We start from the raw sequence: 17,936 nt of genomic DNA, 5'->3' as shown, positions 1-17,936 counted from the left end.
TATGAGAACACACCATCTTGCCGCTATTGACCTCGGCGCTTCCAGCGGCCGGGTGATGCTGGCGACGTTTACCCGTCAGGATCCCGATCCGGCAGCGACGCTGACACTGAAAGAAATCCACCGTTTTCCTAATAACCTGATCCGCGTTGATGGCCACGATACCTGGGACCTTGATGCGCTGGAGAAACACATACTTGAAGGGCTGAATCGCCTCGACGCGTCCGGCGTTCAGCTTGACGGTATCGGGATTGATACCTGGGGAGTGGATTATGTCCTGCTTGATGCACAGGGGCAGCGGGTCGGCTTGCCGGTTGCTTATCGTGACAACCGCACGGAAGGCGTGATGGCGCGGATGGAACAGCAGTTTGGCCGCGAGAATTTGTACCAGAAAACCGGCATTCAATTCATGCCGTTTAACACACTTTACCAGTTGCGCGCGCTGAGCGAACAACAGCCTGAAATCGTCAGTAAAGCAGCCCACATGCTGATGATCCCGGATTATTTCCTTTACCGCCTCACCGGAAAACTGAACTGGGAATACACCAACGCCAGCACCACACAGATGCTCAATCTCGCCACCGGTGACTGGGATGAAGATTTGCTGAAACTTGCAGGTGTGCCGCGCCGCTGGTTGCAAAAACCTACACAGCCGGGTAACTCCCCGGGACTGTGGAAAAGCCCTCGCGGACGCAGCGTACCGGTATTCAGCGTCGCAACGCACGATACCGCCAGCGCGGTGGTTGCCGCCCCGCTGACCAGTTCACACAGCGCCTATCTCAGTTCCGGCACCTGGTCGCTGATGGGCATTGAAAGCCCGCACGCTTTTAACCATGCCCAGGCACTCCACGACAATATCACCAACGAAGGCGGTATCGACGGCAGCTATCGGGTGTTGCGCAATATCATGGGCTTATGGCTGTTCCAGCGGGTTTGCCGCGAACTGAACATCCAGGATTTACCGTCATTAATCACGCTGGCTAAAAACGTCACGCCGTTCACTTATCTGATTAACCCGAACGAAGATCGTTTTATCAATCCCCCCTCTATGGTGGATGCCATTCGCGATGCCTGTCGTCAGGCGGGTGATCCGGTGCCAGAGTCGCCAGCTGAACTGGCGCGTTGTATTTTCGACAGCCTTGCCATGTTGTATCGCAAAATCGCCTTGCAACTTGCTGATTTACAAGGGACACCGCTGGAAGATATCCACATCGTTGGCGGCGGCAGTCAGAACCAGTTCCTGAATCAGCTTTGTGCTGATGTCTGTCAGGTCAGCGTCAGCGCAGGCCCGGTGGAAGCTTCAACGCTTGGCAATATCGGCTGCCAGCTGATGGCGTTAAACGCCGTCAAAGATACCGCTGAATTTCGTCGCATTGTTGCCACGAATTTTGAGCAACACCACTACATTCCACGTATTCACGCGGATTTCGCTATTCACTGGCGCCGTTTTCAGGCGCTCTGTCACGTCAATGAGGAACTCGCAGTATGACTTCATCTATCGATCAAGCATGGACACTTGCCAAAGAACGCTTTGCACAGTTGGGTATTGATGCCGAAGCTGCAATCAAACAACTTGATACCCTGCCCGTTTCTATCCATTGCTGGCAGGGGGATGATGTCGCTGGCTTCGAAAACCCTGAGGGCAACCTGACCGGCGGTATTCAGGCGACCGGTAATTATCCCGGCAAAGCGCGCAACGCTCAGCAGCTTCGTGCTGACTTAGAACTGGCGATCTCCATGATCCCTGGCCCTAACCGGCTGAATCTGCATGCGATTTATCTGGAGTCCGATAAGCCCGTTGCCCGTAATGAGATTGAACCTAAGCACTTCACCGGCTGGGTTGACTGGGCGAAGAAAAACAAGCTGGGTCTGGACTTCAACCCGTCTTGTTTCTCACACCCGCTGAGCGCCGACGGCTTCACGCTGTCACACGCAAACCCGGAAATTCGCCAGTTCTGGATTGAACATTGTCAGGCCAGCCGCCGTGTCTCTGCCTCATTTGGCCGCGCACTGGGCACGCCGTCAGTGATGAATATCTGGGTGCCGGATGGCATGAAAGACATCACCGTCGATCGTCTGGCACCGCGCCAGCGCCTGATGAGCGCACTTGATGAAGTGATTTCTGAGAAGTTTGATATCACCGAACACATCGATGCCGTTGAAAGCAAACTGTTCGGCATCGGTTCTGAAAGCTACACCGTCGGCTCAAACGAATTCTATCTCGGTTACGCTGCCAGCCGCGGCACTGCGCTGTGCCTCGATGCCGGCCACTTCCACCCGACTGAAGTGATCTCCGACAAAATTTCTGCTGCGATGCTGTATGTGCCGCGCCTGCTGCTGCACGTCAGCCGTCCGGTACGCTGGGACAGTGACCACGTAGTTCTGCTGGACGACGAAACGCAGGCCATCGCCAGCGAAATCGTGCGCCATGACCTGTTCAACCGCGTTCATATCGGTCTGGATTTCTTCGATGCCTCGATCAACCGCATCGCTGCCTGGGTTATCGGCACCCGCAACATGAAAAAAGCCCTGCTGAAAGCCCTGCTCGAACCGACCGATTTACTGAAAAAACTGGAAGCCGAAGGCGATTACACCGCACGCCTGGCTCTGCTGGAAGAGCAAAAATCCCTGCCATGGCAGGCCGTGTGGGACATGTATTGTCAGCGTCACGATGTACCGGTTGGCGGTCAGTGGCTGGATACCGTCCGTCATTACGAAACCAGCGTGCTGGCAAAACGTTAATTGCCGCCGAAAGCAACAGAAACGCATTCACCTTATTCGCAGGAAAGAACCGATGAAAACATTATTTAGCTCGTGGTTTGTGCAAGGCATGGTCAAAGCGACCACCGATATGTGGTTGAAAGGCTGGGATGAACGTAACGGCGGCAACGTCAGCATGCGCCTGTTACCGGAAGACGTCGCACCTTATAAAAATGATTTTTACGACCAGCCGCGCCAGGTTGAACTGACTCAGCATGCGCCTGATCTGGCCAACGAATACTTCATCGTGACCGGTTCCGGTAAGTTTTTCCGTAACGTGCAATTAGCCCCGTCAGAAGCGCTGACCGTTATTCAGCTTGATGACAAAGGCGCCAGCTACAAAATCCTGTGGGGTCTGACCGCCGGCGGTCTGCCAACCTCTGAACTGGCCTCACATCTGCAATCTCACGCTGTGCGTAAACGTGTCACCAACGGTCAGGATCGCGTGATCATGCATTGCCATGCGACCAACCTGATCGCACTGACGTACGTGCTTGAGCTCGACAGCGCCAAGATCACCCGCAAGTTGTGGGAATGCAGCACCGAATGTCTGGTGGTCTTCCCCGACGGCGTGGGGATTGTGCCGTGGATGGTGCCGGGTACCGATGGTATCGGCGCAGCCACTTCCGACCGGATGCAACATCACAGCCTGGTGTTGTGGGCATTCCACGGTATCTTCGGTTGCGGCCCGACGCTGGATGACGCTTTTGGCCTGATCGACACCGCTGAAAAATCGGCGGAGATCCTGGTGAAAGTGATTTCTATGGGTGGAATGAAACAAACCATCCAGACCGATGAACTGATTGCGCTTGGCAAACGTTTTGACGTCACGCCTTTTGAGGCCGCACTGAAAGCCTGATCAGGCACTTTATGCTCCAGACTTCATAAATCCTGCACGGGGAACAGTGGATGTTTCCCGTAGCAGGAAATGGCAAAGACCGCGGAGCAGCGCACAACAGGACACCTATTTTACTTACTCTATAGAGGGAATTTTTATGAGTTTCATGTTGGCACTTCCTAAAATCAGCCTCCACGGTCAGGGCGCAATCGAAGATATGGTTGCGATGCTGGCGACTAAGCAACACGGCAAAGCGCTTATCGTTACCGATGGCCAGTTAATCGAACTGGGTCTGCTCGACAGTTTATTCTCCGCACTTAAACAGGCCGGACTGCCTTACGCTATTTACGGCGGCGTGGTACCCAATCCAACCTCTGCTCACGTTGATGAAGGTTTCCGTTTGTATCAGGAAAACCAGTGCGATTACCTGATCGCTTTCGGCGGCGGCAGCCCGATTGATACCGCAAAAGGCATCAAAATTCTGACCGCCAATCCGGGGCCCGCCACAATGTATTCCGGTGTCGGCAAAGTTACCAAACCGGGTGTCTTCCTGGTGGCGATTAATACCACAGCGGGCACAGCCGCAGAACTCACCAGCAATGCGGTGATCATCGACAGCCAGCGTCAGGTGAAAGAAGTGATCATCGACGCCAATCTGATCCCGGATATTGCAGTGGACGACCCGGCGGTTATGCTCAAAATCCCGGCCAGTGTCACCGCTGCGACCGGCATGGATGCGCTGACCCACGCCATCGAAGCCTATGTTTCTGTCGGCGCACATCCTCTGACCGATCCGACCGCGCTCGCCGCGATTTCAACTATCACGCAATGGCTGCCAAAAGCAGTCGATCACGGCGATGATATTGAAGCCCGCGAGAAAATGGCGCAGGGACAATATCTGGCCGGTATGGCATTTAACAGCGCAGGCTTGGGGCTGGTTCACGCACTGGCGCATCAGCCGGGCGCGACACATAATCTGCCGCACGGCGTCTGTAATGCCATCTTGCTGCCGGTTGTCGAAGAGTTTAACCGCGCCAGTGCACCTCACCGCTTTGCCGATATTGCCCGCGCGATGGGCGTGCATACGCAAGGTATCAGCGAAACACAGGCCAGTATTGCGGCCATTGACGCTATCCGAAAATTGTCCAACCGCGTGGGTATTCCTTCCGGTTTCAAAGAGCTGGGGATTAAGGAAACCGATATCGAAGGCTGGCTGGACAAAGCCCTCGCTGACCCGTGCGCACCGTGCAATCCGCGCACCGCAACTCGTGAAGAAGTGCGCGAGTTGTATCTGAAAGCAATGTAGTTTCTTTGCTCCCTCCTAAGGGGAGAGCGAAAGCAAACACGAAAACAGCTCGGTCTGCTCCCTCCCCTGCGAAGGGGAGGGTTGGGGTGGGGTATTAAATAAAAGCTAATGTGTTGAAGTGTACTTTGACGAGGCGTTTATCTTTAAAACCCCCTCCCAGCCTCCCCCTTCGCAGGGGGAGGAGCTTTCCCTCTACCCCCCGATAATCTAACCGGAGAAAAACATGATCCGTAAATCCTTCGTGATGCAGGTTAATGCGAATGCACACGATGAATATCAGCGCCGTCATTCGCCAATCTGGCCAGAACTGGCGGAAACCCTGAAAGCTCACGGCGCGCATCACTACAGCATTTTTCTCGATGAAAAACGTAATCTGCTGTTTGGCTATGTGGAAATAGAATCAGAAGAAAGATGGAACGCGGTAGCAAAAACGGAAATCTGCCAGAAATGGTGGAAGCATATGGCAGACGTAATGCCTGCCAATGCCGATAACAGCCCGGTCAGTAACGATCTTAAACCGGTCTTTTACCTCGATTAACCCTCTGCCCGGAGGGTTTTCCTTTTCCGGCAGACGGATTCTGCGCTTTTGAGGCGGTAAAACGCGTGGTGGCCGGTTTCGCTTTGCCTGAAACTGACGCCGCAAACTTCGGATCAAAACCGTCCGGCGGCACCAGACAATCAGGCCGGATGCCAATCAGACGGCGCATGCCCATCGCGGTCAGCGCCTCGCGGATCACCGGCCAGTTCACCGGATCGTGATAGCGCAGCAAGGCTTTATGCAACCGCCGCTGACGATCGCCTTTCGGCACCACGACGTCTTCACTTTTATAATCCACTTTACCGAGCGGATTCTTGCCGCTGTAATACATGGTGGTGGCGCTGGCGAGCGGCGACGGATAAAAGTTCTGCACCTGATCCAGCCGGAAGCGATTTTTCTTCAGCCACAGCGCCAGGTTGATCATGTCTTCGGTACGTGTCCCCGGATGTGCGGAGATAAAGTACGGGATCAGATATTGCTCTTTTCCGGCCTGTTTGGAATAGCTGTCGAAAAGCTCCTTGAAGCGGTAATAGCTACCCATTCCAGGCTTCATCATTTTGGACAGCGGTCCGGCTTCCGTATGTTCCGGCGCGATCTTCAGATATCCCCCCACGTGATGTTCGGCCAGCTCTTTGATATAACGCGGATCTTCTACCGCCAGATCGTAACGTACGCCCGAGGCGATCAGTATTTTCTTGATGCCCTTCAGGCTGCGCGTACGGCGGTAAAGGTTGATCGTCGGTTCATGGTTAGTGTCCATGTGCGTACAGATTTCCGGATACACACAGGACGCACGGCGGCAACTTTGTTCCGCTTTCGGCGACTGACAGCGCAGCATATACATGTTGGCGGTCGGGCCACCCAGATCGGAAATCACACCGGTGAATCCCGGTACATTGTCGCGGATCTCTTCTATTTCGCGGACGATCGACGCTTCCGAGCGGCTCTGAATGATCCGCCCTTCATGCTCGGTGATCGAACAAAACGCACAACCGCCGTAACAGCCACGCATAATATTGATCGAGAAACGGATCATGTCATATGCCGGAATTGTCGCTTTGCCGTAAGACGGGTGCGGTACGCGCTGGAACGGCAGGCCAAACACTTCGTCCATTTCTTCGGTCGACAGCGGGATCGCCGGTGGGTTGATCCACACATAGCGGTCACCGTGTTTTTGCATCAGGGCACGCGCACAGCCAGGATTGGTTTCGTGATGCAAAATGCGCGAGGTATGCGCGTAAAGCACTTTATCGGCCTTCACTTTTTCAAATGATGGCAACAGAACGTAGGTTTTCTCCCACGGTTTCGGCTTTGGCGCGCGCACCGTTACCGGTTGCGGGGCATCCGGCGCAGGCAACTCTCCTTCCGAGCACGGCAAATCCTCACCGTACGGATTCATGATCGGCTCAATCCGCCCCGGCTTATCGAGCCGCGTGGAATCCACACCGCTCCAGCCGATAAGCGCCGTTTTGCGCATCACGGCAGTGTTACGCACATCGTGAATATCAGTGATAGATTCGCCCGCCGCCAGACGGTGCGCCACTTCCACCAGCGGCCTTTCGCCGTTGCCATAAATCAGCATGTCAGCTTTGGAATCCACCAGTACCGAGCGCCGCACGGTATCGGACCAGTAATCGTAATGTGCAATACGTCGCAGGCTGGCTTCGATACCGCCGAGCAAAACCGGTACATCGCTGTAGGCTTCTTTACAGCGCTGCGTGTAGACCAGCGTCGCGCGATCTGGACGTTTTCCACCCACGTTACCCGGCGTATAGGCATCGTCATGACGCAGCTTCCGGTCGGCGGTATAACGGTTGATCATCGAATCCATATTGCCGGCGGTCACGCCGTAAAACAGATTCGGCTTCCCGAGCCGCATGAAATCTTCTTTGCTGGTCCAGTCCGGCTGCGCGATGATCCCGACGCGGAATCCCTGCGCTTCCAGCATGCGGCCGATGATCGCCATGCCGAAACTCGGATGATCGACATAGGCATCGCCGGTCACCACGATCACATCACAACTGTCCCAGCCAAGCTGTTCCATTTCCTCCCGGGTCATCGGGAAAAACGGCGCAGTGCCGTAGCATTCGGCCCAGTAACGTGGGTAAGAAAACAGGGTGCGATCGGGTTGGATCAAACTGACTGGCATAGTAAGGTCTTCGTTCGGCGGCAAATAATTGGCCGCAAATTATACGGGGACGGAAACTGCGGCGGGTGAGCAAATCGCTTAAAATTGTTTTAGATCAAATTATGTTTTCTGACTGAGCGCCGTATTATATCCAGGCTGCTCCGGCGCGGAGGGTCTCAGCAGATCCAGTATTTCTTAAGAAGTCATTTCCTTTATACCGGCAATAAAGAGTGCTCAAATAGTCCATTGCTGAATCAGGTTTTAAAGGAAAAATAGCGTTATGGATAATAAACGTTTCCAGAAATTACTCTTACCCAAGCTTACCGAAGCCATGCTGTTTACGCGTTCACGACTGTCGCTGAAATCTGCCAATAAGTTTTATCCGGATAAAAGAATGATTGATGGTCTGATGATGTCGGATCCTAAAAAATACCGGCTGCATTCACTGGGCGGCGACAGGGATCGGGGTGCCATGGTGCGGGGTCTGCGAAAGCTCAATCTTTCCTCCCAGCAGCTTTACCGGAAAGTTGAAGAAGATTATCGCAACGGGAAAGAAAATGCGGGCAACTGCGGCGAAAATGCCCGCGTCGCATTTTGTTATATCAGTGAAAACATTCAAAAATGGGAAAGGCTCGCCGGTACGCCATTAAAAGTGATCAGCATCTTCATTACGCGTCCGGTCGACCATTGCCTGGTATTAGTCGGCACCCAGCCTGTACATAACAACGGCAAAATCCTTGAGAACGCACTGATTTGCGATCCGTGGGCAAAGATCGTCTGCCCTCTGGCGCATTATTCTCTTGAGTGGAAAATGAAAATGAATAAATGGTCTAACCGTGGCCTGAAGGGGAAATATCCCGGCGGTGTTTACGACCATTTTGCTAACAGGGATTCCCGTGAAGCGATCCGTATCGGCAAGTGCGTTATTTATGAACAAAATCAGTACAAAATTTCACAGCGGATCCATGATAAAAAGCTTTATTCGCTGATTGATCCCAATGCGATTACCTGACGTTTTCATTGCCATAAAAAAGGCCTGCCGGTTTCCCGCAGGCCTTTCTTTTTTGCTGAGCTCAATCTTATTTTTTCGCCAGCGCCTCAAACACTTTTTCAACGGCCACTGCGCCGGGATCTTTCACCCCTTTCAGGCTGTTGCTGCTGAGATAAGAAGAGCGCCCCGCATTGGCTTTCTTCATGCTGGCCGTGTCTTTGGCCCCTTTGGCTGCCGCTTTAGCCGCCCCTTTCAGCGCATCTTTTTTGCCAAGGGCTTCCAGCGCCGGTTGCAGTGCGTCGATCATCGTGCGATCCCCGAGATCTGCCCCGCCGTAATGCTTCATGCGTTCGAGACCGGACAGCAACGCTTTCGGCAACTTCTCACCCTCACCGACTTTCTTACCGGCGGCGGTAAAGAAGATCGACATCAGCACGCCGCTGGATCCGCCCATGACGGTCGCCAGACGATCGCCGACAACGCCCAGAAGATCGGCCACATTATTCAGCGGTAATCTTTTGCCTTTGTTTTCTTTCTGGATATCGCGCGCGCCGGTGGCAAACGTCGAACCGGTATCGCCGTCACCGACTTTGGCATCGAGTTTATTCAGCTCATCTTCCAGATCAGAAAGTGTCTGAGTAATGGTTTCAACGATTTTGCCAACCTGCGCATTGGACGAGGCTTTTACCGTTTTCTTATCGCTGATTTTCTTGCCTTTTTTGATCGCCAGTTTCTCAAGCTTCACCAGAGGCTGCCAGCCGGAGGCTTCCACTTCTGCCAGCAAGGCTTCCTCAATGCCGCCTTTAAGGGCAATCACCGAGAGCGAGAACCCTTTCATATCCAGCGCACTGACCAGCGATGCCGGGCCAATCAGATAACGGATCGAACTGCCGAGCGCAGAATGCACCAGTTCTTTGGTGATCTGATTCATTTCGAGCGGAGAGACGCCGCCGAGGTTATTGATCAGCACCGCCAGCTTGTCGCTTTTCTTCACATGTTCCGCAAGCTTGCCGACCAGCGTATCCACCACTTTTTTGCTGTTCTGGGTTTTCATGGTCGACACACCCGGTTCGCCGTGAATACCTAATCCCAGCTCAACGTGGCCCGATTCGATACGTTGCTCTTCTTCATCTTCACCGCCTCCTGGCAGGCTGCACCCCGCCGCCGCGACACCAATACTGGCGGTCGCATTAATCGCCTGCTGGGCGATTTTGGTGACATCTTTCAGGGATTTGCCCTGCTCAGCCGCGTAACCGGCAATTTTATGCACCAGCGCCGTACCGGCGATGCCGCGCGGCTGCTTGTTTTCCGGCAGGGAAATGTCGTCGGAGACCATCACCAGCTCGACGTTATAGCCCATACCTTTTGCTTTCTCAGCGGCCAGACCAAAGTTCAGACGGTCGCCGGTGTAGTTTTTGACGATCAGCAGACAGCCCGCTTTGCCGGTAACCGCCACAATCGCGTTCAGCACGGCGTCCACGCTCGGAGAAGCAAACACTTCGCCACACACCGCCGCCGTGAGCATGCCTTTGCCGACAAACCCCACGTGCGCCGGTTCATGACCCGAGCCACCGCCTGAAATCAGCGCAACTTTTTTCTTATCCCAGTCACGCCGCACGACAACGCGGATTGCCGGATCGATGTCCAGTTTTGCCAGGTTTTTGTAGGGAGAGGTCAGGATCACCCCTTCAATAACATCGTTAATCAGAGTCTTGCGGTCATTCATAAAGAATTTAGACATACCGGACCTTTCCTTTTAACTGTTTTCCAGGTGAAAAAAAGAGCTTCTACGCAGTATAGATAACCCAAAACATAACACAGGGAAAAGTAACGAAGGGGGCGGGAAAGGCGGTTTCCCGCCTTTTAGGAAATGATGAGAAAAGAAATCAATTGCAGGCGAGAACCTTGATAGCCAAACCGCCTGTCGAGGTTTCACGGTATTTCGAGTTCATGTCCTTGCCGGTTTCGTACATGGTTTCGATGACTTTATCGAGGCACACACGCGGTTCGCTGGTGCGGCGTAATGCCATACGCGACGCATTAACGGCTTTCACAGCCGAAATGGCGTTACGCTCGATGCATGGCACCTGAACCTGTCCGGCCAGCGGATCACAGGTCAGCCCGAGGTGATGTTCCATCGCGATTTCTGCCGCCATAAACACCTGCGCGGTGCTGCCGCCCAGCAGTTCGGTCAGACCTGCCGCCGCCATAGAACAGGCCACGCCCACTTCGCCCTGACACCCCACTTCCGCACCGGAAATCGAAGCGTTCATTTTGAACAGAATACCGACCGCGCCGGAAGCCAGGAAGAAGCGGCTGTACGAATCAGGGCTGATCGGGCGGATAAACTGATCGTAATACGTCAGCACGGCAGGAATGATGCCACACGCGCCGTTGGTCGGTGCAGTGACCACACGCCCGCCTGCCGCATTTTCTTCATTAACCGCCATCGCGTACATATTGATCCAGTCAACAACACCCATCGGATCGACATTGTTCTTATCCTGCGTCACCAGAATGCGGCGCAGTGCGGCGGCACGGCGGTTGATTTTCATCGGTCCCGGCAGCAAGCCTTCGGTATGAATGCCGCGCGTAATGCCTTCGCTCATCACATTCCAGATGGCCGCAAAGTGATCGCTGATTTCTGTGCGTGTGTGTCCCGCCAGTTCGTTTTGCAGCATCAGTGCCGACAACGACAGGCCGGTGTCCGTACAGTGTTTTTGCAAATCGCTGGCTGAATGGAACGGATACGGGCGCACCACCGGATTTTCATCCTGCATACCAAATTTGCTGGCTTCGACAATAAAGCCACCGCCGATAGAGTAATAAGTTTGGGTATAGAGCAGTTCATCGCCGCTGAACGCACTGATTGTCATGCCGTTTTCATGCAACGGCAGATTACCGGAATGGAAATTCATGCCTGAACTGGCCGGGAAATCCACTTCTTTTGCGCCCTTGCCCAGCATCAGACGTCCGGTATTTTCTACCTCACGGATAAACGCCGGGATCGCATCGATATCCACATCATCCGGCATATTCCCCGCCAGCCCCATGATAATAGCCAGATCAGTGTGGTGACCTTTACCGGTTAATGATAATGATCCGTAAACATCAACCGCCACGCGGGTCGTTTGGGTTATATGGCCTGAAGAGATAAGTTCATCAGTGAATATTTTCCCGGCTTTCATCGGGCCAACAGTATGCGAACTGGAAGGACCAATACCAATTTTGAAAATATCGAAGACGCTGATCACGGTGGGTACTCCAAGTGAAATTATTTACGGGCGGAATAAACAGAAAAACGGGAGAGAAAGGAGCGGGATATTCCCGCTCACTTTATTTCAGAAGCTTTAATCATTAACCCATCAGGCTGAATACAATGGCTGACATCGCAATCAGACCCATTACAGCAACGAAGACATTACTGATATGGCCGCTGTATTTTTTCATCGCCGGGACTTTACGGATGGCATACATTGGCATCAGGAATAACAGCATCGCAATAATCGGACCGCCCAGCGTTTCGATCATACCCAGAATACTTGGATTCAGGGTTGCCACTAACCAGGTGGTTAATAACATGAAGATACCGGTATAACGGTTCAGCGTTGGCAGGGCAATTTTCTTGCCTTTACTGCGCAAAGATTTAATCACCATGCCGTTAAAACCTTCGCGTGCACCCAGATAATGGCCGAGGAAAGATTTAGTAATGGCAATAAAGGCAATAAATGGCGCGATATATTCAATGACCGGGTTAGAGAAGTGGTTCGCTAAATAAGACAGAATAGACACGTTTTGCGATTTGGCTTCCATCAGGTCGGCCGGAGACAGGCTCAGGACGCAGCTGAAGACAAAGAACATCACCGTGATCACCATCATGATGTGGCTAAATGCCAGAATGCGCGAACATTTTTTCTCAGCGCCATCACCGTATTCTTTGCGTTTTGCCACTGCAAAAGAGGAGATAATAGGCGAGTGGTTGAACGAGAACACCATCACCGGGATCACCAGCCACAGCGTCATCAGCATACCGTGACCTACGCCGTTACCGGAAAGCGAGGCGTTTGTAAACACTGACATATTCCAGTTAGGAATAAGGTAAAGCGCCAGCGCCATCAGCACCGTCACAAACGGGAATACCAGAATACTCATCGCTTTCACGATCATATCCTGACCAAAATGCACCAGTGTCATTAATCCGAGGATCAGGATCAGTGACAGCAACGCACGCGGTGGCGCATTCATATGCATCTGGTGAGTAATAAAACTCTCAACCGTATTAGTGATCGCCACGCTGTAAACCAGCAAAATAGGATAAATGGCGAAGAAATACAGCAGTGTAATTAATTTACCGGCCGTAATACCAAAATGTTCTTCCACGACTTCCGTAATATCTTCACCGGCATTTTTACCCGATAAAACAAAACGGGTTAATCCGCGGTGAGCGAAGAAAGTCATTGGGAAGGCGAGAATCGCCATAATAATTAACGGAATTAATCCGCCAATACCGGCATTAATAGGAAGAAAAAGAACACCCGCACCAATTGCCGTTCCATATAAACCTAACATCCACATGGTGTCAGTTTTACGCCAGGAACTTATTGATTTTTCAGACAGCGTCCCGATTGTTGTATTATCCATGATTCCTCAGCACCTAATTATAAAAATACTTCCGTTTTCCCCAGGAATGGTTGATGTTTTTTTACTGCACCCGTCATCGAAAAAACCACCCTGACGGTTAAAACATACCATTAATGCGGGCATGATACCTATCAGCAGCATAAAAATCTGACTAACGGTGTGGCTTTGAGATCATGGTCACGAATATAGCTAAAATGCCGTCTATTATTCCTTTAAATTCCAATCTATTAACATTTCCTGCAATTTAAATTCATCAAACGGTGATTACGGTAACATTTATTTTTTGTCATATTTTGTTATGACCGTGACTATTATTTTAATAACGGTTGAAATAACACCAATGTGTATTATTTATCGACGCCGCCCCTCTTATCGCTGCTCAAAAATCAACCACGCTCATTAACCTAAACATTCATTAGATTCTCTTCAGTATTCGCTGTTTTCCTGGTTTCTGTAAAAAATTCTACACAAGATGCGTGTTGTTTCAGGGTGAAAAACTTTTTATTGACGCTTTCAGAAATCATGCCGATAAAGTTATTCTTATTCCGGTGAAACAATTTCAACCGGAAGAAACACAGAGTGACGCTATGGAAAAAGCCCGATCACCTTTTTACCTGTTAGTGAAGATACGTGTCGGCCATTTTTTTAAGGCTGCGTATGGCTTCGCCCTGCTGATGGTGCTTCTGATCGCTCCGTTAAAACCGGTTATCGCAGAAACCAGCGAGACGTCACCCGACGCCGCCGTCGCCCAGACCGTTAACGGTATCCTCAGTTATTCGCGCTGGCCCGACAAAACGACCTCGTCTTCTTTAACACTTTGCATCATTCAGCCAGTTAAATACGCGGCGCTACTCACGCCCGATGGCAGCGCTTTTGCTGGCAGACCGCTCAAAGTGATGACGTTGCCTTTTGACAGCCCGCTGCTGACCGCGCAGTGCGATGCCATTTATTCCGGCAGAATAACGGCTGAACAGCAGAACGATTTGCATCAGCGCCTGGAAGGCCATGCCATTTTAACGATCAGCGAAGAAGACGAGACCTGCGGATTACTGAACGCTTTCTGTCTGGTGATCACGCCCCTTCACACCGGATTCAAACTGAATCTGGACACGCTGTCCCGCAGCGGTGTGCGGGTTAATCCCGCCGTATTACAACTTGCCAGGGAAAAGGAGTAACCATGGAAAATAAAATTCCTGTTCCTGACACAGAACAGCCGCGCCAGCGCCCGACGCTGAGCGCCGCACTGAACAGAATCCATGTGATTGTGATTTTGACCGCGATTGGCCTTGCCGGTTTTTTACTGATCTTGCTGGCCCTGATCGCCCTGCGTTCGCATGCCGAAAATAATCTGCAACTGACCGCACGCGCTATCAGCTACACCACCGAAGCGGCGCTGGTGTTTAATGATCCTGCCGCCGCGCACGAGTCGCTGGAGTTCATCGCTAAACGCGGCGATTTCACGCAGGCTAAAATTCTGACCCCCGCCGGTGCAACGTTCACGGAATGGCAGCGGCCGGTGAACAGCAACTGGGACAAGCTCGGGCAGTTCGTCGGCCACCTGGCTTTCCCGGAGCCTGTCACGATGCCGGTGAACCATTCCGGTTCGCTCATCGGTACCGTCTGGCTCGCCGGTAATGGCGGAACCCTGGCGGGTTTCCTGCTGGAAACGGTGCTTAGCCTGATCGGCTGTCTGGTACTGACGGCGCTGGTGGCGCTGTATTTTTCCCGCCGGATGCAAAAAGGTATTGTCGATGCTCTCGGCCACATTACGCGCGTCACTCATGACGTCAGCGCTAACCGTTCGTTCAGCCTGCGTGTCCCTTCTGCGCCGATTGCCGAGCTGCACACGCTGAGCCAGGACTTCAACAGCCTGCTGACGGAGCTGGAAGCCTGGGAAAACCATATGCGCAACGAGAACGTCTCACTGACCCAAAAAGCATTGCATGATGGATTGACCGGCCTGCATAATCGCGCGTTTTTCATTGATACGCTTAATCAATGCTTTAACCCGATGCGCCCGGCGCTTTCACTGGCGTTGCTGTTTATTGATGTCGATAACTTTAAAGAGATCAATGACTCACTCGGTCATGCTGCCGGGGACCGCGTGCTGATGGTGATTGGTGAACGGCTGGCGAAAACACTGCGAAAAGGCGATGTGCTGGCGCGTCTGGGCGGTGATGAATTTGCCATCTTGCTTGAACCGATGGTTTCCACCGCAGAGGCCGTGGCTTTTGCCGAACGCATTGTTGAAATCATGAAAACCCCTGTCATCCTGCTCAATAACAAGACGCTGGATGTTTCTCTCAGTATCGGTATCGCGCTGTCGCCTTCTCAGGCCACTAACGCGAAAGAGTTACTGGATAAGGCCGATGAGGCCATGTACCGCTCGAAAAAAATTTCCGGCAGTTGCTGGCATGTTTCTTCAGGCATGCCGCTTCCTGTCGTGATGAAAGACTAAAAGGAATTAATGACAATGAATACCTGCAACACTTTCAAGACCTGGTTTCAGTTCGCCGCAATGGGGCTGTGCATTCTGCTGCTGGCCGCCTGTCAGACCAAACCGGCGGGATTAACGCCGGAACAGATCGCCGTACTGCAAAAAAACGGCTTCTCACAGACAGCCGAAGGCTGGGAACTCGGGCTGGATGCCAAAGTGCTGTTTGGCAATAATCAGGCGACGCTTTCGACAGAAAGTAAGCAGTCGGTGGAAAAACTGGCCAGTGAACTGCTGCATGTCGGGCTGAATAAAGTCAATCTCGACGGCCATACCGACAACTACGGCGACGCCGGTTACAACAACGATCTGTCTCTGCGCCGCGCCAACACGGTTGCCGCCGCCTTTGCCGATGCCGGAATGCCACGCGCCAATATCCATACCCGCGGATTAGGGCAGAGCCAGCCGGTCGCCAGCAATAAAACCCAGGCCGGACGCGCCCAGAACCGTCGCGTGTCTGTGATTATTGTGGTGTAACTTACAACAACCCCACCATATGCAGCGCCGCCTTGCAGTTATCCGTTCTGCGCCAGGCGAGCGCGATCTGCGTCGTTAATGTCTGCCCTGCCAGGGGCAGACAGCGCACATTGGTTTCATCAATTTTACTTAGCGACGCCGGCACCAGCGCGTAACCAAATCCTGTCGCCACCATACTCAGCGCCGAGGTAATTTGCGGACACTGCTGCCCGTAGCGCGGCGAAAATCCCGCCTCTTTACACGCCTGTGTCACGGCATCATAAAGCCCCGGCGATAAATCGCGGGGAAAGGTGATCAGCGTGTCGTGGCGCAGCGCTGCCAGCCGGACTTCTTTCCCCTGACTGAGCGGATGCTTCTTCGGCAACGCCACCATCATTTCCTCAATATCCAGCACCTTATAACTGAACTCCTTGCTGCGCTCGCAAGGCAGACGGATAAACGCCGCATCCAGCGCGCCCTCGCTCATCGCGGTCATCAGCCCCGCCATATCTTTTTCCTGCGGCTCCAGCACCATGCCCGGGTACTTGTCACGGAAGCGATGCAGCAGCTCAAACACCTGCGGATTGAAGGCCGTTGAGGTGGCAAAACCGATGCGCAGCGTACCGTTCAGGCCGCGTGCCACCGCACGGGTACGTTCAAAGGCGGCATCGGTCAGTTTGATGATGGTTTGTGCGTCGTCATACAGCACTTTTCCGGCTTCGGTCAGCTCAACGCCACGGGTCAGACGCTTGAGTAAAGGGGTTCCGATTTCATGTTCGAGCCGCTGGATTTGCTGGCTCAGGGGAGGCTGGGATATTCCCAGGAGTTCGGCAGCACGGGTGAAATGGCCCGCCTCGGCTACCGCGACAAAATAACGCAGATGACGAAGTTCCATATCAAAAACGTCTCAAAGTAAACACCTCCTTATATTGGAACTCAGGACGGAATGGGGTCAACCTTTTAGTTAGCAAAGTTAATTATTCGACGGAGACCCCCTGCATGAAAAGCCATTCTGAGTCCTGTTCCTGCGTCGCCGATATTGCCCGCACGGCGACAGCGTTTAAACATCAGCATCCTGACCGCGTGCTTTATCAGTCGTCACTGATGAGCGCCTTGCTGAGCGGCGTCTATGAAGGCGACACCACGATGGCAGACCTGCTGAAACACGGCGATTTTGGCCTCGGCACCTTTAACCATCTCGACGGCGAACTGATCGCATTCAACAGTAATATCTTCCAGTTGCGTGGCGACGGCAGCGCCCGGCGCGCCCTTCCTGAACAAAAAACGCCCTTCGCCGTCATGACATTCTTTAACCCGACTAATGAATACGTGATTGACCGCCCGCACAGCCGTGAACAAATCCACGCCGTAATTGATAACGCCGTCGCCAGCCAGAACACCTTCTGCGCATTGCGCATTGATGGTGAGTTCAGCCGCGTCGAGACTCGCACCGTACCGGAACAGCACCGCCCTTATAAACCGATGCTCGAAGCCATCGAAGCGCAGCCAACATTTCATATTGAAAACAGCCAGGGCGTGCTGATTGGCTTTCTGACACCTGCGTATATGCAGGGCATCAACGTGGCGGGCTATCACGAACATTTCATCAATCAGACACGCAGCAGCGGCGGCCATGTGCTGGATTACCAGGTTGAGCGCGGCGTGCTGACTTTCGGCACGGTCGAGAAGCTGTTGATCGACTTTCCGCAGGACAGCGATTTCCTGCACGCCAACTTATGCCCTGACGATTTAAATGATGCGATTCAGTCCGTTGAAAGTTAACAGTC

General features: G+C 52.9%; 15 protein-coding genes. 10 read left to right on the top strand and 5 right to left on the bottom strand.

The features are described from left to right. The first annotated feature begins 1 nt into the window (after position 1). The 5 genes from rhaB to rhaM all read left to right on the top strand — a co-directional run bounded on the left by rhaB (position 2) and on the right by rhaM (position 5,439). Positions 2 to 1,486, top strand: a complete 1,485-nt coding sequence (gene rhaB / locus ABIC79_RS08515) for a rhamnulokinase (RefSeq protein WP_013577121.1) — start codon at positions 2 to 4, stop codon at positions 1,484 to 1,486. Beyond that, a complete protein-coding gene (locus ABIC79_RS08510) occupies positions 1,483 to 2,739 on the top strand; it encodes an L-rhamnose isomerase (protein ID WP_013577122.1) in 1,257 nt (418 codons plus the stop codon). Before rhaB ends, ABIC79_RS08510 begins: the two co-directional genes overlap by 4 nt. A gap of 52 nt (positions 2,740 to 2,791) precedes the next feature. Continuing rightward, the gene (gene rhaD / locus ABIC79_RS08505; RefSeq protein ID WP_013577123.1) at positions 2,792 to 3,616 is read left to right on the top strand and encodes a rhamnulose-1-phosphate aldolase; all 825 of its coding nucleotides are present in this window, start codon (positions 2,792 to 2,794) and stop codon (positions 3,614 to 3,616) included. A gap of 136 nt (positions 3,617 to 3,752) precedes the next feature. Next, entirely contained in the window at positions 3,753 to 4,901 is a 1,149-nt protein-coding gene (fucO, locus tag ABIC79_RS08500) for a lactaldehyde reductase (RefSeq protein WP_013577124.1), read from the top strand. A 223-nt stretch (positions 4,902 to 5,124) separates the two neighbouring features. Then, a complete protein-coding gene (rhaM, locus tag ABIC79_RS08495; protein ID WP_013577125.1) occupies positions 5,125 to 5,439 on the top strand; it encodes an L-rhamnose mutarotase in 315 nt (104 codons plus the stop codon). Here the strand turns inward: rhaM and ABIC79_RS08490 are convergent. Then, on the bottom strand, positions 5,414 to 7,588 hold the full coding sequence (locus ABIC79_RS08490) for a YgiQ family radical SAM protein (protein WP_013577126.1): 2,175 nt from the start codon (positions 7,586 to 7,588) through the stop codon (positions 5,414 to 5,416). The two genes, rhaM and ABIC79_RS08490, sit on opposite strands and share 26 nt — an antisense overlap. Positions 7,589 to 7,847: 259 nt before the next feature. On the opposite strand from ABIC79_RS08490, the gene ABIC79_RS08485 reads away from it, so the two are divergent. Further along, positions 7,848 to 8,579 (top strand): hypothetical protein, encoded by a 732-nt coding sequence (locus ABIC79_RS08485; RefSeq protein WP_354566805.1) that lies wholly within the window; start codon positions 7,848 to 7,850, stop codon positions 8,577 to 8,579. Between the two features lie 67 nt (positions 8,580 to 8,646). Here ABIC79_RS08485 and ABIC79_RS08480 read toward each other — a convergent pair whose 3' ends face one another. The 3 genes from ABIC79_RS08480 to ABIC79_RS08470 all read right to left on the bottom strand — a co-directional run bounded on the left by ABIC79_RS08480 (position 8,647) and on the right by ABIC79_RS08470 (position 13,199). Next, complete coding sequence (locus ABIC79_RS08480; protein ID WP_112197406.1) at positions 8,647 to 10,299, bottom strand: dihydroxyacetone kinase subunit DhaK; 1,653 nt, start codon at positions 10,297 to 10,299, stop codon at positions 8,647 to 8,649. 145 nt (positions 10,300 to 10,444) lie between these two features. Beyond that, a complete protein-coding gene (locus tag ABIC79_RS08475; RefSeq protein WP_013577129.1) occupies positions 10,445 to 11,812 on the bottom strand; it encodes an L-serine ammonia-lyase in 1,368 nt (455 codons plus the stop codon). A gap of 103 nt (positions 11,813 to 11,915) precedes the next feature. Then, positions 11,916 to 13,199 carry an HAAAP family serine/threonine permease gene (locus ABIC79_RS08470; protein ID WP_013577130.1) on the bottom strand — a complete coding sequence of 428 codons (1,284 nt, stop codon included), beginning with the start codon at positions 13,197 to 13,199 and terminating at the stop codon, positions 11,916 to 11,918. Between the two features lie 587 nt (positions 13,200 to 13,786). On the opposite strand from ABIC79_RS08470, the gene yfiR reads away from it, so the two are divergent. Genes yfiR through yfiB form a run of 3 tightly spaced genes read left to right on the top strand, consistent with a single transcriptional unit; the run spans position 13,787 to position 16,170 of the window. Continuing rightward, positions 13,787 to 14,374: a regulatory sequestration protein YfiR gene (yfiR, locus tag ABIC79_RS08465; RefSeq protein ID WP_013577131.1), complete on the top strand. Its 588-nt coding sequence runs from the start codon at positions 13,787 to 13,789 to the stop codon at positions 14,372 to 14,374. A gap of 2 nt (positions 14,375 to 14,376) precedes the next feature. Beyond that, positions 14,377 to 15,657: a diguanylate cyclase DgcN/YfiN gene (gene dgcN / locus ABIC79_RS08460; protein ID WP_013577132.1), complete on the top strand. Its 1,281-nt coding sequence runs from the start codon at positions 14,377 to 14,379 to the stop codon at positions 15,655 to 15,657. A 15-nt stretch (positions 15,658 to 15,672) separates the two neighbouring features. Next, positions 15,673 to 16,170: an outer membrane lipoprotein YfiB gene (gene yfiB / locus ABIC79_RS08455; protein WP_013577133.1), complete on the top strand. Its 498-nt coding sequence runs from the start codon at positions 15,673 to 15,675 to the stop codon at positions 16,168 to 16,170. A gap of 1 nt (position 16,171) precedes the next feature. Here yfiB and ABIC79_RS08450 read toward each other — a convergent pair whose 3' ends face one another. Then, positions 16,172 to 17,044: a LysR family transcriptional regulator gene (locus tag ABIC79_RS08450; RefSeq protein WP_013577134.1), complete on the bottom strand. Its 873-nt coding sequence runs from the start codon at positions 17,042 to 17,044 to the stop codon at positions 16,172 to 16,174. A gap of 104 nt (positions 17,045 to 17,148) precedes the next feature. Here ABIC79_RS08450 and budA point away from each other — a divergent pair, with 104 nt between their 5' ends. Beyond that, positions 17,149 to 17,931 carry an acetolactate decarboxylase gene (gene budA, locus ABIC79_RS08445; protein ID WP_013577135.1) on the top strand — a complete coding sequence of 261 codons (783 nt, stop codon included), beginning with the start codon at positions 17,149 to 17,151 and terminating at the stop codon, positions 17,929 to 17,931. The last annotated feature ends 5 nt before the right edge of the window (positions 17,932 to 17,936 follow it).

Source organism: Rahnella sp. 2050 (assembly GCF_040544515.1).
Classification (GTDB): domain Bacteria; phylum Pseudomonadota; class Gammaproteobacteria; order Enterobacterales; family Enterobacteriaceae; genus Rahnella; species Rahnella aceris.
The sequence above is the reverse complement of the archived record's forward strand: the minus strand, read 5'-3'. Positions and strand labels throughout refer to the sequence as shown.